This is a genomic window from Actinoplanes sp. NPDC049599 (assembly GCF_044465625.1).
GTDB lineage: Bacteria > Actinomycetota > Actinomycetes > Mycobacteriales > Micromonosporaceae > Actinoplanes.
The window spans coordinates 117,222-132,565 of record NZ_JBITLX010000014.1 but is presented as its reverse complement, the minus strand read 5'-3'; the positions used below and the strand labels follow the sequence as shown (position 1 = coordinate 132,565).

Here is a 15,344-nt window from a genome sequence, read left to right as displayed (position 1 = left end):
GCACCACCCCGACGTTCAGGCATCCCGTCCGGGACCGGCCACACCCGGCCGGTCGGCGAGGCGACCGACGGTCCATGGGAGACGGGTGTTTCCACCATCTGCCGGTCCTCCTTCAGCGGCTCGGCAGCTCAGCGGAGGGCGTCGGTCAACGCCTCGGCCACCCGCTCCTGCTGGTCCGGGGTGATCTGCGGGTAGATCGGCAGGGACAGGATCTCCGGCCCGGCCTTCTCGGCGTGCGGGAACGACCCGCCCAACTCGGCGAACGCGCCCGTCCGGTGCACCGGAACCGGGTAGTGGATCGCCGCGCCGACGCCTGCCGCGTTGAGCTTGGCCAGCACCTCGTCGCGGCGCGGCACCCGGATGCAGTAGATGTGCCACACGTGCTCGTTGCCGTCCAGTGTCACCGGGCGGACCACGTCGGCGAGCCCGGCCAGCAGCTCGTCGTAGCGGGCCGCGGCGGCGCGGCGGCGGTCGTTCCAGCCGGCCAGGCGGGTCAGCTTGGCGCGCAGCACCACCGCCTGCAGGCCGTCGAGGCGGCTGTTCACGCCGATCAGGTCGTGGGTGTACTTTTTCAGGCCGCCGTGGCTGCCCAGCGTGCGTACCGTGGTGGCCAGCTCCGCCGAGGCGGTGACGACCGCGCCGGCGTCGCCGTAGGCGCCCAGGTTCTTGCCCGGGTAGAAGCTGGTGGCGGCGATGCCGTCGGTGCCCGCGGCGCGGCCGTGGCGGGTTGCGCCCTGGCTCTGCGCGGCATCCTCGACGATGGCCACGTCGCGGCCCGCCAGGCCGGCGCGCAGCTGCTCGACCGGGGCCAGCTGGCCGTAGAGGTGGACCGGCGCGATCGCGCGGGTGGCCGGTGTGACGGCCGCGAGCGCGGCTTCGACGTCGATGAGACAGGTACGGGGGTCGCAGTCGACCAGCACGATGCGGGCGCCGGCGCGGGCGACGGCCTCGGCGGTGGCGATGAACGTGTTGGCCGGCAGGATCACCTCGGTGCCGGGGCCGACGCCCACGGCGCGCAGGGCGAGTTCCAGGGCGTCGGTGCCGTTGGCCACCCCGACGCAGTGCGGCAGGCCGGAGAACGCCGCGTACTCCTGCTCGAACGCGGCCACCTCGGCGCCGCCGATGAAGGCCGTCTCGGCGATGATGCGCTTGAAGCCGGCCTCGACCTCCTCGGCCACCTCCGCGTGGGCCGCGGCCAGGTCGACGAGCGGGATCTTGGTCATGCTGTCTCCTCCTTGGTGCTGCGCAGAAAACGGGCGGGGCCACCGACCCAGACCTCGCCGGGGGGCACGTCGCTCAACACGACCGAGCCCATGCCGACCAGCGACCAGGCGCCCACGGTGACGCCCTCGCGGACGAGGGCTCCGGCACCCACGTACGCGCCTTCTTCGAGCACCGCCCCGCCGCCCAGCCGGACTCCGGAGGCGACGGTGGCGTAGTCGCCCACCCGGTCGTCGTGGGTGAGCACGGCCTGCGGCATGACCGCGACGTGGGAGCCGACTGTCACGTCGGCCGTCAGCACCGTACCGGCGAGCAGCACGCTGCCCGGACCGACGACGCAGCCGGACCCGACGACGGCGGCCGGGTGCACGATCGTGGCGTACCGCTCGGCCGGCAGGCCGAGCCGCGTCACGATGCGCTGCCGCGCGGTGTAGTTGCGCGGATTGCCCACGCACACCACCACGGCGGCCTCGTCCCCGGTTTCCGAGACCGGGCCGAGGATCGGCAGCCCGGAGCGGGTCGTGCCGCGCAGCGCCGGATCGTCGTCGAGGAAGCCGAGCACCCGCCAGCCGGCGGCCGTGGCGGCGGCTGCCGTCTCCCGGGCGAACCCGCCCGCCCCGACGATGACCAGATCCCTCACCGGCGGGCCAGGTCGCGCAGGACGCCGACGATGTGGTCCTGGTCGTCGGCGGTCAGCGCGTGGTGCAGCGGCAGGATCAGCGAGTCGCGGGTGATCCGCTCGGTCACCGGCAGCGGGCCGGGGGTGACGTCCGCGTACGCCGGCTCCAGGTGCGCCGCCATGATGCCGCGCCGGGCCGACACACCCTGGGCGGCGAGCTCGGCCAGCGCCTCGTCGCGGCCCGTGCCGAAGGACGGGTTGAGCAGCACCCAGAACGACTGGTAGTTGGTCTGGCCGTAGGCCGGGTCGCGGACCGGCACCAGGCCGTCGATGCCGGCCAGCAGCTCCTGGTAGCGGGCGGCGAGCGCCCGGCGCTGCGCGACCAGGCCGGCCAGCCGGCCGAGCTGGACCAGCCCGACGGCCGCCTGGATGTCGGTCATCCGGTAGTTGTAGGCGGTTTCCAGATACGCCTCCAGGACCGGTTGCGTGCTGGCGTGCCGGTCGGCGGCGGAGACGTTCATGCCGTGTTCCCGCAGCCGGCGCAGGCGGGTGGCCCAGTCGGCGTCGTCGACGGTGACCATGCCGCCCTCGCCGGTGGTGATGAGCTTGCGGGGGTGGAACGACCACGCGGCGATCGCGGCGCCCGCGCCCGCCGGCTGGCCGTACGCGGTCGAGCCGGCCGCGCACGCCGCGTCCTCGACCAGGCCGACACCCCAGCCGTCGGCGGCCTTGCGCAGCGCGGCGGTGTCGAACGGGACGCCGCCCTGGTGCACGGCGATGACCGCCCGGGTGCGCGGGGTGCGGACCGCGTCGATGGTCTCGACGGTGAGGTTGCCGGTGGCGAGGTCGACGTCGGCGAAGACCGGCGTGGCCCCCACGTAGCGGACCGCGTTGGCGGTGGCGATGAACGACAGCGACGGCACCACGACCTCGTCGCCGGGGCCGATGCCCAGCACCACCAGCGCCAGGTGCAGCGCGGTGGTGCAGGAGCTGACCGCGACGCCGTGGCCGGCGCCGACGGTGGCCGCGAACTCGGCCTCGAACTGCTTGACGCGGGGACCCTGGGCGACCCAGCCGGAGCGGACCGCTTCGGCCGCGGCGAGGGCTTCTTCCTCCCCGAGCATGGGGATCATGACCGGGATCATCGGGACGACCGCCACCACTCGACCAGGCCCTGGAGGCCCTCGTGCAGGTCGAGTTCCGCACGGAAACCCAGTTTCTGCTCGGCCAGGCGCGTGTCGGCCAGGCGGCGGGTCACCCCGTTGACCGCCCGGGCCGGGCCGTGCTCCGGGGCGAGGTCGGACTTCATCACGTCGCTCAGCGCTTGCGCCAGCTCGACCAGGCTGGTCTCGGTGCCGCTGGCGATGTTGAACACGTCGTCGGTGACGTCGGCTTGCGCGGCCAGGATGTTGGCGCGGGCGATGTCGGCCACGTGCACGAAGTCCATCGTCTGCAGGCCGTCGCCGAGGATCAGCGGCGGGGTGCCCGACTCGATGCGCTCCATCCAGCGGATCAGCACCTCGGTGTAGAGGCCGAAGATGTCCATCCGGGGGCCGTACACGTTGAAGTAGCGCAGGGCCACGTAGTCGAGGCCGGTCATGCTGTGGAAGCTGCGCAGCGTGGCCTCGTTGAACGCCTTGGCGGCGCCGTAGAACGTGTCGTTGTTGTACGGGTGGTGGCGCTCGGTGGTGGGGAACTCCTCGGCGAGGCCGTACACCGAGGCCGACGAGGAGGCGACCAGCTTCTTGACGCCCTCGGCGGCGGCCGCCTCGATGACGTTGAAGGTGCCGTCGACGAGCACCTCGTTGGCCAGCCGCGGCTCCTCGGCGCACTGGGTGATGCGGATCGCGGCCAGGTGGAAGACCAGGTCCTTGCCGGCGGTCACCTCGCGGACCAGCTGCTGGTCGCGGATGTCGCCCTCGACCAGCCGCACCGGGCCGTTCGCCGTCGCCCAGGCGATGTTCTCCCGCCGGCCCCGGACGAAGTTGTCCAGGATGACGATCTCCGCGGCCCCGCCCCGGACCAGCTCGTCGACGACGTGCGACCCGATCGTGCCCGCCCCGCCGGTGACCAGGGCGCGCGCGCCCTCGATCTGTACGCCCGTCATGCCATGTGCCCTTCGTCGAGCTTGATGGTGGCTCCGCCCTCGGCCAGGCTGCGCGAGGCGGCCTGGAGGATCTCCAGCACCCGCAGGCCGGACCGGCCGTCGGTCAGCGCGGGCGTGCCGGTGGTGATGGCCCTTGCGTACTCGTCCACCATCGTTCGCAACGCCTCGCGTTCGGTCAACGCCGGCGCGACCATGTCACCGGAGCGGTAGGAGACCAGCATGTCCCGGCGCTGCTCGGCGCCGAGCTCCTCCGGCGACGCCACGTCGACGCCCCGGTCGTAGATGGCCAGCCGCTGGCTGGGGTTGAGATCGTCCCACACCAGCGTGCGCTTCGAGCCGCCGAAGATGGCCGTGCGGATCTTGACCGGGGACAGCCAGTTGACGTGGATGTGCGCGATCGCACCGGTGTTGAGCCGCAGCGTGAGATACGCCACGCAGGCCCGGCCGGCGCCGATGCCGTCGGCGCCGTGCGCGGCGACGGCGACCGGGGTCACGCCCGGCGGCAGCACGAAGTCGAGGATCGACAGGTCGTGCGGCGCGAGGTCCCAGACCACGTCGATGTCGCGCTGCACCAGCCCCAGGTTGATCCGTACGGAATCCAGGAAGTGCAGCTCACCCAGCTCGCCGGAGTGCAGCAGCTCGCGGATGCGCAGCACCGCCGGGGTGTAGCAGTAGGTGTGGTCGCACATCAGCGTCAGGCCCCGGCGGTCGGCCTCCTCGACGAGCTGGCGGCCTTCGGAGTAGGTGGCGGCGAGCGGCTTTTCGACCAGTACGTGCTTCCCGGCCCGCAGCGCGGCCAGCGCGACCGGCAGGTGGGTGCCGGCCGGGGTGGCGATCGCCACCGCCTTGACCTCGGGGTCGGCCAGCACCTCGTCGAGGTCGGCGGAGACCTGCACGGTCGAGTAGCCGCCGAGGACCCGGCGGGCGCGTTCGACGTCGAGGTCGCAGAGCCGGCGCAGCCGGAAGGCGGTCGAGGCCTGGAAGTTGCGGACGAGGTTGGGGCCCCAGTAACCGGCCCCGATGACGGCAATTCCGATCGGCTCGTCGGCCGTTCCGGTCAGCCCGTCGGGCGCGGGAGGCGGAGGAGTCACAGACATCCGTTTCGTTGGGAAGCCTCGGCTTCGTCGGGAGAGCGGGACGCGCCGGCGCGTGCGGGCGGCGCAGCTCCGACGGAAAGCTATCGATCCCGTCGGGCGCGGCGCCAGATCAATGACGGATTTCCGGCGATGCCGGGAGGGCAAGCCGGTACCTTCGGTTACCGCGGATGCGACTGGCGGTCAGCGGGGACGCCGACCTTCGGTCAGATCGATAGCGGGAGCCGGTTTTGCCCCGCTGCCGGGCCGGCGCCGCCACTACCCTGGCCCGGTCCGCCGCACCGGTGGCCGACTGCCCGAAAGGACCGAGATGACCGAGGCTTCGCCGACCCGCGACGGCGTGACCGTCGCGCCGACCGCCGACGTGGATGAGCGAGCCGGCATCGGCGCGGGCACCCGGGTCTGGCATCTCGCCCAGATCCGCGAGGACGCCACCCTCGGCCGCAACTGCACCATCGGCCGCGGCGCGTACGTCGGCCCCGGCGTGGTCGTCGGCGACAACGTCAAGCTGCAGAACCACGCGCTGGTCTACGAGCCGGCCCGGCTCGGCGACGGCGTCTTCGTCGGGCCCGCTGCGGTGCTGACCAACGACGAGTACCCGCGGGCGGTCACCCCCGAGGGCCGGCTGAAGTCCGGCGACGACTGGACCGCGGTCGGCGTGACCATCGGCGAGGGCGCGGCCATCGGCGCCCGCGCGGTGTGCGTCGCCCCGGTCAATGTGGGCCGCTGGGCGCTGGTCGCGGCGGGCGCCGTCGTGGTCAAGGACGTACCGGACTTCGCCCTCGTGGTCGGCGTGCCGGCCCGCCGGGTCGGCTGGGTCGGCCGGGCGGGCCGCCCGCTGACCGCCAAGGGCGACGGCAGCTGGATCTGCCCGGAGACCGGCGCCGGCTACACCGAGACCGACGGCCGGCTCACCGAGAACGCCTAGGAGACCGCTGAACAATCCCGGTTTTCGGGGAAGCGGTGGGCCGGGGTGACGGGGAGGGTGTCTCAAGAGGCCGTCTGTGCGGCGGTAGGTCGCAGCGGGTGGCTGGACTGCGAGTTTGCGTTCCCCGTCAGTCGGTCAGCGTGTGAGGCGGTGTGGGTTGTCGGGAAGTCCCGGCCTGGGGTGGTTCAGGCCAGGGCCCAGCCGGTGGGCTGGCGGGTGAGGCCGAGGTTGAGGAGCCGGCGCAGGTTGAGTCCGGCGATGCGGGTGTGTAGCCACCAGGTGTTCGCGGCCGTGCCGCGGTAGCGCAGTTTGCGGCAGCGGCCCTTCGGGCCGATGAGCCAGGCGATGGAGCGTTCGACCATCGGCCGGTGCCGGCGGTAGGTGTCACGGAGGGCATGGTTGCTGGCCCACTGGGCTCGGGCGGCGCGTAGTTGCTGGTCGTGCGGGTGCAGGCTGATTGAACGGCCGTCTTTGGCGGTGGTGCACCGCTGGCGCAGCGGGCATCCGCGGCAGCCGGCGCCGAAGGTGGCGGTGCGTTTGGCCGTGAGTTGGCGGACCAGCCCGTTCGGGCAGGTCACCGTGCCGGCGTGTTCGTCAACGGTGAAATCGTCGATGGTGAACCCACCGGGCACTGCGGGACGTAGTGGTGCGGGTTTGATGATCGGGGTGTGACCAGCGCCGGTGAGCGCGGCGCGGGCTTCGCCGGTGCCGTAAGCGGTGTCACCCAGGACTTCGAATCCGTCGGCCGGCCCCGGTTCGGGGTCCTGGTCGAGCAGGCCCAGGCCGACCACGGCCTCGTGATTGTCCTGGCCGGCGGCTTCGGTCAGGTCCGCGCCGGTGAACAGGCCGGTGTCCGGCTCGACCGCGACGTGACCTTTGAACCCGTCCTGGCGATGGTGCACGGTTTTGTGCACGTGCCGGGCCTGCACGTCGACCGTCGAGATGACCCGTTCCGGGGCGACCCGACGGGCGATGCGCCACCGGCCGTCGGAGCCGTCGGAGCCGTCGGAGCCGTCGGCCGGTTCGACGTCCTGGCCGGCGACCAGGGCCAGCAGGGCCAGGGCCTGCTCGGCCGACTCATCCAGCTTCGTGCCGGTGAACCCGTCAACGACGATCAGTGCGTCGTTGACCAGCGCGGACACCAGCACGTCGCGGGCAGTCTTGTCGTCCCAGGCGATCCGCGGCTTGCCCGGATCGTCCCAGTCATGAGCGTGACACCGTTCGGCGATCACGTCGGCGGCACCGGGCACCTCGCGGCGGACCCGGCGCATCGCGGCGATCAGCTGGGTGATGGTGTCCTGGGTGGCGACCGCATCATCGAAGACCACCGAGTCCAGAGCCCGGCGGGTCTTGCCCTTCAACACGCCGGTCTGCGCGACGACCTGCCGGACCGCCTCGAAAATCCGGTCCGGACGGTCAGAAGCGCGTAGCCGCTGCCGCCACGCCGTCAACGTGGTCGGGTGGAACCCGGCGTGGTCGATCGGCAGCCCACAGGCCACCTTCCACCGCAGGTCACACCGCACCGCCTGGACCGCCTCCGGATCGGAACGATCTTCCAGGGTCTGCAGGACCAGCACCGAGGCGATCACCGCGCCGGGCAGCGACGGCCGGCCCCGCCCGGACGGGAACAAATCCTCGAACATCCCGTCCGGGAACAACACCTGCCGATGCTCGGCCAGCAACGCATACACCGAACCAGCCGGCACCAGATGCCCGACCAACGCCGCGGTGTCCCACAACTGCGGCCCGGACAAAGAACGCCCCTGCATCCACCTATTATCGACGAAACCCAATCAAAGCGGAGTAACGGCACGCCGGAATATTCAGTGGTCTCCTAGGGTCGCCGCCGGATCGGCGGGAGCGCGGTCAGGTGCGGTGGTGTTTCTTCACGAAGGTGTAGCCCGGTGCCAGCGGATCGGCGGGGAGCTGCTCGCTCTCGACGGCCTGCTCGTGCAGCGTGAGCTGCTTCTCCGACGGGTGGGCGCCCGGCGGCAGCTTGCGGACGAAGCCGTTGACCCAGTGGTCCCGGCGTTCGGTGCCGTCGGGGTCGCCCGGGTCCGGCGCCGGCTCCACCAGGGGGGCGTAAAACAACATCTCGGCCGATTTCTGCCCGTCCACCGCCGGGTACGAGGGATAGCCCGCGGTGTCCACACTGCCCGGTACGCGAGTCAGGTACCCCTCCCGGATCAGCTGGTCGACGGCGTTGCGGAGCAGGAACGTGCCCTTGGCTCCCCGGCCGAAGCCGCAGTGTGCGGCCAGCCCCGACTCGGCGAGCACCGCGCTGCCGTCCTCGAAGACCCGGCCGAGCCGGCGCACCGCGTGCATCACCTGCGCCCGGTTCGACTTGTCCGCGCTGAACTCCCGGGTCACCACGCGCGGGTCGTACTCGTGGAAGTAGTCGACACCGTCGACCCGCATCGGCTCCTCCAGCGCCGCGGTGCGCACCACGACCTCGTCCCGGGCGGAGTGCCAGGAGGCCGTGACGAGCACTCCGGGCCGCAGGTCGGCCGGCCAGGCGATGTCGCCGAACTGCCATTCCACGTCCTGCCGCAGCGAGGTCTCGAAGACCTGCCGGGTCGGCCGGATGCCGTGGTCGCGGTGTTCCAGCACCAGCGGGATGAGCTCGCGGTGGCGCAGCGTCTCGACGCACTCCTCCGGGGCGGCGCAGACGCCGCCGTCCAGGTCTGCCTGCCAGAGTGCGAGTCGCCGGGTCACCTTGACCATGATCTACCTCCCAGTGCCCCCGACGCGCAACGACCATACCCCCGGCCGGGTTACCGGATGCCGACGCTGGGGGCGGCTTTCGGCATCCCCTGGCGCGGTGTCGTCACCGTCACCCTCACTTTCCCGCGTGCCGGGCCGACCTGGAGCGTGTGCGAGAAAAAGTGCGACGTTTCGGACCGGTGCTGGGCGCGCTGGTCGGCTGTGGCCTGGGCTTCCTGGTGTTGCAGCAGGTGACCACCGGTGCCTTTGAGGATCTGGAGGCCCGGCAGGTCGGGCAGGACGCCGACCGCATCCGGATCGGGCTGGACGGGCAGGCCCGGCTGCTCACCACCTTCGGCGCGACCAACGCGGTCTGGGACAACACGTACCAGCACCTGTTGAAGGCGGACCGGGCCGGCTTCGCCGAGGACTTCCCGGCGGACGCCCAGCACTCGGCGAGCGACCTCGACGCCGTGCTCGGCGTCAGTCTCGACGGTGAGCTCATCCTCGGCGGGTACACCACCGACGCGCCGGACTTCGGGGTGCCCGCGCCGCAACTGACCGACCGCGCGATCCTGAGCCGGCTGTACGACCCGACGGCCCAGCCCGGCACCGCCCGCTGCGGCGTGGTCTCCGCCGATGCCAGCTACCTGTTCTGCGGGCTGGCCGCGTATCCCAGCAGCGGCGCCGGCAGCGCGTCCGGTGGCCTGGTGCTCCTCCAGCGGCTCGACGACAAACGGCTCGCCACGCTCAGCGCGGACATCAACCTGGCGACCCGGGTAGTCGCGCAGCCCCGCGGCGGCGGGGTCACCCAGCCCGCGGTGTCCAGCGTGCTGGGACCGGTCTCCGTCCGGACGAGCGTGCTGGGCGCGGACCGCATCGCGCTCAACGCCACCATCGGCACCGTCGACGGGCAGACGCTCGTCCTCGAATCCGTGCGGCAGCGACCGATCCACGCGGCCGCGACCGGCACCGCCCGCAAGCTCTTCGCCCTCATCGCGGTCGCCACCCTGCTGCTGGTCGCCCTGCTGACCGTCTCGACCCGCCGGGCGGTGCGCCGCCGGGTCCGGCCGTTGCGGCGGACGACCGAGCAGATCGTCACGTCCGGCGACCACACCCTGCGGATCGGCGCCACCGGCGACGACGACATCGCCGGCCTGGGCCGGGCCATCGACACCATGCTCGACACGATCAGCGGCCGGGACCGGCTGCTGCAGGCCGAGCAGGAGCAGCGGCAGGCGGAACTCCAGGAAACCCACGCCCGGCAGAGCGCGGCCGAGCGGGAGTTCCAGGACCGGGCCCAGCAGCTGGTCACCGAGACCTCGGGGATCGTGGCCCAGCAGCTCGCGGACGTCTCCGCCCGGGCCGCGCTGGTCGGCGACGCGGCGGCGCGGATCGACGACCGGGTCCGGAACGCGCGCACCGCGGCGACCCACCTGCTGAGCGACAACAGCGCGGCCGGCCGGGCGGTCGGGACGCTGCACGAGAGCCTGCGGCAGGTCGACGAGGTCGCCCGGTTCATCGGCGGGGTCGCCAAGCAGACCAACCTGCTGGCGCTCAACGCCACCATCGAGGCCGCCCGGGCCGGGGTCGCCGGCCGGGGCTTCGCGGTGGTCGCCAACGAGGTCAAGACGCTGGCCGGCACCACCGCCGAGTCCACCGAGACCATCACCTCGACGCTCGGCGACCTCAACGAGCACGTCACCGCGGTGGTGGAGATCATGACCGCGATGAGCGCCACGATCACGGACATCGACCACACCACCGCCGACGCCCAGACGATGACCGCCGAGCAGGCCACCACCGTGGCCGGCCTGACCGCCCAGGTGTCCGCCGCCGTGGAACGGCTCGACGGGCTCGCCGTCAGGCGCTGACCGGCTCCGCCGCGCGCTCCCGGTCGGCGCCGTACGGCCGGCCCGCCCGGTGGTGGCGCCGGCACAGCACGACGTAGCCGACGTCCGCACCGGTGTCGCCGAGCACGACGGTGTCGCCGTCGCGGACCATGGTGCCGCTGACCACGCGGGCGTTCATCCGGGCCGGCTGCCCGCACCAGCACATCGGGTAGACCTGGAGCGCCTCGACGATGTCGGCCAGCACCACCAGCCGGGCGGAGCCGGGGAACTGCAGGCCGCGGAAGTCCGAGAGCAGCCCGAACGTGAACACGTCGATGTCATGGTCGTCGACCAGGGCGGCGAGCTGGTCCACCTGCTCCGGGGAGAGGAACTGCGCCTCGTCGACGATGACGTGGTCCACCCGCGCGCCGGGCTGGGTGAGCACGAGCTCGGTCAGGTCGGCGGTCGCGCCGATCTCGAGGGCGTCGGCCGCCAGCCCGATGCGGGACGAGACGATGCCGGTGCCGGCCCGGTCGAGCCGGGTCATCAGCAGGCCCCGGCGGCCGCAGGCGGCGTAGGTGTGCCGGTACTGCAGCACCATGGTGCTCTTGCCGCTGTTCATCGCCGCGTGCCGATAGTGCAGCTGAGCCACCGCGTCGCCGCCTTCCCGGGTCCGACCCTGTCGCTGTCCGTGTGACGCGCCGGAGCCCCAGCGCACGCGGCATGAGACCGCGGCGCGGCAAGCGAGAAGGATAGTAACCGGTGCGGCGCCGGTCAGGCGTCCTGTACGGGGTCGGGCAGGGCGGGGGCGTCGGTCAGGTAGAGGCCCCGGCGACGAAGCCGTACGCCTGATCTCCCGCCCGCGGGATCCGGGTGCGGCCCTGTCCTTTCCGTCGTTTCTTGGCCGTTTCCACCGTGTTTGCATTTTCCGCCGACCGAACGGATTACCCCATAAGGGTCCGGTGAATGTCGGCGAAAAGGCGATGGTGTGCGGTTTCCGGGTGATCGACTGACGACTGCCGGTTCAGCCGCGGTCGTCAACCGTGCGACGGCTCTTGTCACGAGCCGGCTCCGTCATCACATACGGAAGGCCTTTCGGTGGCAGTCGCACAGATTCGACAACAACGAGACTCGGGGCCCGGAACCGCCGGCGCGGCAGCGGCGACCTATGTGCCGCAGCCGCCCGACGATCGGGAGAAGTACCTCTACTACGGAAAACAGGGCCGCTGGATCTTCTGTGTCTTCCTGCTGGCTTTTGCCGGCGTCATGTTCGGCCTGACCCGGCTCGCCGCCAACTCGATGTGGACCAGCCTGCTCTACGAACTGATCGCTCTGCAGGTGGCGGCCGTGCTCATCAGCCTGCTCTCCAGCACCCGCAAGCGGCGTGGCACCCGGGCCGGGCACGACGCCCTGGTCGCCGGCTACCGGCCCGTGGTGTTCCCCTCGGTCGATGTCTTCCTGCCGTCGGCCGGCGAGCCGCTGGCGATTCTGGAGAACACCTTCAGCCATGTCGCCCGATTGGACTGGCCGGGCCGGCTCACCGTGTACGTGCTCGACGACTCGGGCCGCGACAGCGTCGCCGCACTCGCCGGCCGGCACGGCTTTCGCTACCTTTCCCGGCCCGATGCCGGCGTGCTGAAGAAGGCCGGAAACCTGCGGTACGGATACGAGAACTCCGACGGCGATCTTATTCACGTCTTCGACGCCGATTTCGCCCCGCGCGCCGACATGACCCGGGAACTGGCGCCCTACTTCGACGATCCGGCGGTCGGGATCGTGCAGTCGCCGCAATTCTTCGACGTCCAGCAGGACCACTTCAATTGGCTGCAACGGTCGGCCGGGGCGACCCAGGAGGTGTTCTACCGCTGGATCCAGCCCGCCCGCGACGCCGTGGACGCGGCGATCTGCGTCGGCACCAACGCCGTCTACCGGCGCAGCGCGCTGCGGATCTCCGGCGGCTTCGCGCAGATCGGGCACAGCGAGGACGTGCACACCGGGGTGAACATGGCCAAGGCCGGCTTCGCGACCCGGTACGTGCCGGTGAACCTGGCCAAGGGCATCTGCCCGGACAACTTCGACGGCTTCGCCAACCAGCAGTATCGGTGGTGCACCGGCAGCATGAGCCTGCTGGCCGATCCGGACTTCCACACCTCCGCGCTGACCGTCAAGCAGAAGCTGTGTTTCTGGACCGGCTTCCTCTACTACATCACCACCGCCGTCGCGGCCTTCACCAGCCAGCTCCCCGGCTTCCTGATGCTCTGGTGCTTCCCGGACCAGATCCGGCCGCTGAACTACCTGCCGCTGGTCGGCACGATCTTCGTGTGGTCGACGCTGATGCCCCGGGTCACCGACTACCGCTGGACGCCCGCGGTGGTCCGGGTCCAGATGCTCATCGGCTTCTGCCACGCCCTGGCCCTGATCGACTTCCTCCGCGGACGTACCGCCGCCTGGGTGCCGACCGGCGCGGCCAAGCGCACGTCGACCGCCCGGCGTGTGCTCCGCCTGCTGCGGGTCTGGCTCATCACCACGCAGCTGCTCACCTGGAGCGGGATCGTGCTGGGGGTCATGCACTACGGCCCGGACCGGCTCTGGGCCACCGTGCTGTTCGCCGGGCCGATGCTGTACTTCGTCTTTCCGCTGCTGCTCGGCAGCCGGTCCACTCCGGAGCGACAGCCGGCCGCGCCGGGCCTCCGGGACGCGGGTCCGGTCATCCCGGGCGTCCGGCAGACGCCCGCCTTCGTCTCGTCCACCGCGTCATGACCGGCTCACGGCTGCTCGAGCGGCCCCGGCCCGCCTCCGCCCCGGCCCCGCACCCGGACCGCCCGGTGTTCCGCCGCGACATCCAGGGCCTGCGCGCCCTCGCCATCCTGCTCGTCGTCGGCGGGTCCGTCGGCCTGCCCGGCCTCGGCGGCGGAACCGGCGTCGACGTCTTCTTCGTGATCTCCGGCTTCGTGCTAACCGCCAGCGCGTTGCGGGAGCTGGGGCTGAGCGGACGGCTCTCGCTGCCGCGCTGCTACGCCCGGCGGACCACCCGGCTGGTGCCGGCCGCGATCGTCGTGGTGCTCGGCACGCTGGGCGCGGCCTGGCACTGGATGCCGGCGACGGACCGCGCGCTGGTCTCCTGGGACGCCGTCGCCGCCGTCACCGCGACCATGAACGTGCGGCTGGCGGCCCGGGCCGGCGTACCGGTGGACGTCTCGCCGCTCCAGCACTTCTGGTCGCTGGCCGTCGTCGTCCAGGTCGCCCTGCTGCTGCCCGTCCTCGTGCTCGTCGGCTCGCTGGCCTGGGCGCGCCGGGGCCGGCCCAGCGCGCTGTCGGCGGCCGTCCTGCTGACCGCGCTGACCGCCGCCTCGCTGGCACTCTTCCTCGCGCCGGCCGCCGCGGGCGAGCCGTGGACGCACTACGGCCTGCCGGCGCGGGCCTGGGAGTTCGGGATCGGCGCGCTGGCCGCCCTCGGCGCCCGCCGGCTCGCGGGTCTGCCGGCGCCGCTCGCTGCGGTCCTGACCTGGCTGGGCCTGGGGGCGGTGGCCGTCGCGGCCGCCGCCGGGGACCCGTTGCCGGCCGCTCTCGGTGCCGGGCTGGTCATCGCCGGCGGTTGCGCCCGCCCGTCCTGGGGCGCCCGCCGACTGCTGCGGGTCAAGCCGCTGCAGGAGCTCGGCCGGGTCTCCTACAGCTGGTTCCTGTGGCACTGGCCGCTGCTGGTGCTGGCCCCGCACGTGCTGGGCCGCCCCCTGACGACACCCGGCCGAGCCGCGCTGGCGGTCGCGGCCCTGGTGCCGGCCGCCATGTCGATGGCCGCCGTGGAGAACCGGATCCACCTGGACCGCGGCCTGCGGCTGCGGCCGGGCCGGGCGCTGGCGTTCGGCGGCACGCTGGTCGCGGTGACCGTGGGTCTCGCCCTGGCCGTGCCGCAGCTGCCGATGCCGGCGCGCCCGGCAACCACCGCCGGCCGGGCACCCGCCGACCTGCTGGCCTCGGGCACCATCACCGTGCCGCAGCTGCAGCGGATCGTCCGGGCCGGCAGCACCAGCACGGTCCTGCCCCGCAAGCTGGCCCCCACCCTTGCACGGACCCGGTTCGACAGCCCGCGGGACGGCGGATGCCTGGCACCGCCGGCGAGCCGGTTCATCTCCGACCTCATCGGCCGGGGCTGCGAGCGGCTCGGCGCCCCGAACGGCAGCCGGCTCCTGGTGCTGTTCGGCGACTCGCACGCCCAGCAGTGGTACGACGCCCTCGACACGATCGCCCGCAAGCGCGGCTGGCGGCTGGCCGTCTTCACCAAGACGGACTGCGGGCCCGCGCTCGGTCAGGTCGGCAAGGACGGCGGCAGCGTCCCGTACGCCGAATGCGACCAATGGCGGCTGCGCGCCCTGAACCGGATCCAGGAGCTGCGGCCGGCCATGGTCGTCATGTCCGCCCGCAACCGCGAGAGCAGCCCGCTGGACGTCCGCGAGAGTGCCGGTCCCGATCAGGACTGGGCCGCGTCCTGGGCCGCGACGGTCAACCGGGTCAAGCAGGCCGGTGCCGTGCCGGTGGTCATCCCGGACACCCCGGTCGCCCACCGGGACGTGCCGGGCTGCCTGGCGGACTACCCGGTGGCGATCCGGCGGTGCCACCTGGAGGTGCTCAAGTCGCTGTACCTGCCCCGGCAGCGGATCGTCCGGGCGCTGGTGCAGGCGCACGGCGCGCGGGTCGTCGACTCCACCGCGTGGTTCTGCACGCCCACCATCTGCCCCGCCGTCATCGGCGACACCGTCGTCTACCGCGACGACAACCACCTGACGTCCGCCTACGCGAAGCGGCTCGCGGGCGTCCTGGACGAGGCTCTCGGCGAATGAGG

General features: G+C 72.4%; 12 protein-coding genes. 4 read left to right on the top strand and 8 right to left on the bottom strand.

Features of this window, described 5'->3' with window-relative positions; genetic code table 11:
* Positions 1–128 precede the first annotated feature (128 nt).
* Genes ACIBQZ_RS24305 through ACIBQZ_RS24285 form a run of 5 tightly spaced genes read right to left on the bottom strand, consistent with a single transcriptional unit; the run spans position 129 to position 5,038 of the window.
* Positions 129–1,223 (bottom strand): DegT/DnrJ/EryC1/StrS family aminotransferase, encoded by a 1,095-nt coding sequence (locus ACIBQZ_RS24305; protein ID WP_396091055.1) that lies wholly within the window; start codon positions 1,221–1,223, stop codon positions 129–131.
* Positions 1,220–1,861, bottom strand: coding sequence for an acetyltransferase (locus ACIBQZ_RS24300; RefSeq protein ID WP_396091054.1), 642 nt, complete (start codon positions 1,859–1,861; stop codon positions 1,220–1,222). Before ACIBQZ_RS24300 ends, ACIBQZ_RS24305 begins: the two co-directional genes overlap by 4 nt.
* A complete protein-coding gene (locus ACIBQZ_RS24295; RefSeq protein ID WP_396091053.1) occupies positions 1,858–2,973 on the bottom strand; it encodes a DegT/DnrJ/EryC1/StrS family aminotransferase in 1,116 nt (371 codons plus the stop codon). The genes ACIBQZ_RS24300 and ACIBQZ_RS24295 overlap by 4 nt, the downstream gene beginning before the upstream one ends.
* A gap of 8 nt (positions 2,974–2,981) precedes the next feature.
* Positions 2,982–3,947 carry an NAD-dependent epimerase/dehydratase family protein gene (locus ACIBQZ_RS24290; protein WP_396091052.1) on the bottom strand — a complete coding sequence of 322 codons (966 nt, stop codon included), beginning with the start codon at positions 3,945–3,947 and terminating at the stop codon, positions 2,982–2,984.
* On the bottom strand, positions 3,944–5,038 hold the full coding sequence (locus ACIBQZ_RS24285; protein ID WP_396091051.1) for a Gfo/Idh/MocA family protein: 1,095 nt from the start codon (positions 5,036–5,038) through the stop codon (positions 3,944–3,946). The genes ACIBQZ_RS24290 and ACIBQZ_RS24285 overlap by 4 nt, the downstream gene beginning before the upstream one ends.
* Before the next feature lie 313 nt (positions 5,039–5,351).
* Here ACIBQZ_RS24285 and ACIBQZ_RS24280 point away from each other — a divergent pair, with 313 nt between their 5' ends.
* The gene (locus ACIBQZ_RS24280) at positions 5,352–5,969 is read left to right on the top strand and encodes an acyltransferase (RefSeq protein WP_396091050.1); all 618 of its coding nucleotides are present in this window, start codon (positions 5,352–5,354) and stop codon (positions 5,967–5,969) included.
* A gap of 185 nt (positions 5,970–6,154) precedes the next feature.
* Here the strand turns inward: ACIBQZ_RS24280 and ACIBQZ_RS24275 are convergent, their stop codons facing one another.
* Both ACIBQZ_RS24275 and ACIBQZ_RS24270 read right to left on the bottom strand, forming a co-directional pair.
* Entirely contained in the window at positions 6,155–7,738 is a 1,584-nt protein-coding gene (locus tag ACIBQZ_RS24275; RefSeq protein WP_396091049.1) for an IS1182 family transposase, read from the bottom strand.
* A 97-nt stretch (positions 7,739–7,835) separates the two neighbouring features.
* Positions 7,836–8,693: a hypothetical protein gene (locus tag ACIBQZ_RS24270; RefSeq protein ID WP_396091048.1), complete on the bottom strand. Its 858-nt coding sequence runs from the start codon at positions 8,691–8,693 to the stop codon at positions 7,836–7,838.
* A 161-nt stretch (positions 8,694–8,854) separates the two neighbouring features.
* Between ACIBQZ_RS24270 and ACIBQZ_RS24265 the strand changes: the two genes are divergently transcribed.
* Entirely contained in the window at positions 8,855–10,546 is a 1,692-nt protein-coding gene (locus ACIBQZ_RS24265; protein WP_396091047.1) for a methyl-accepting chemotaxis protein, read from the top strand.
* Here the strand turns inward: ACIBQZ_RS24265 and ACIBQZ_RS24260 are convergent.
* Positions 10,536–11,156 carry a thymidine kinase gene (locus ACIBQZ_RS24260; RefSeq protein WP_396091046.1) on the bottom strand — a complete coding sequence of 207 codons (621 nt, stop codon included), beginning with the start codon at positions 11,154–11,156 and terminating at the stop codon, positions 10,536–10,538. The genes ACIBQZ_RS24265 and ACIBQZ_RS24260 overlap by 11 nt on opposite strands.
* Before the next feature lie 518 nt (positions 11,157–11,674).
* Between ACIBQZ_RS24260 and ACIBQZ_RS24255 the strand changes: the two genes are divergently transcribed.
* Together ACIBQZ_RS24255 and ACIBQZ_RS24250 are read left to right on the top strand one after the other, a co-directional pair.
* Complete coding sequence (locus tag ACIBQZ_RS24255) at positions 11,675–13,264, top strand: glycosyltransferase (RefSeq protein ID WP_396091045.1); 1,590 nt, start codon at positions 11,675–11,677, stop codon at positions 13,262–13,264.
* Positions 13,261–15,342, top strand: coding sequence for an acyltransferase family protein (locus ACIBQZ_RS24250; protein WP_396091044.1), 2,082 nt, complete (start codon positions 13,261–13,263; stop codon positions 15,340–15,342). Before ACIBQZ_RS24255 ends, ACIBQZ_RS24250 begins: the two co-directional genes overlap by 4 nt.
* Positions 15,343–15,344: the final 2 nt, after the last annotated feature.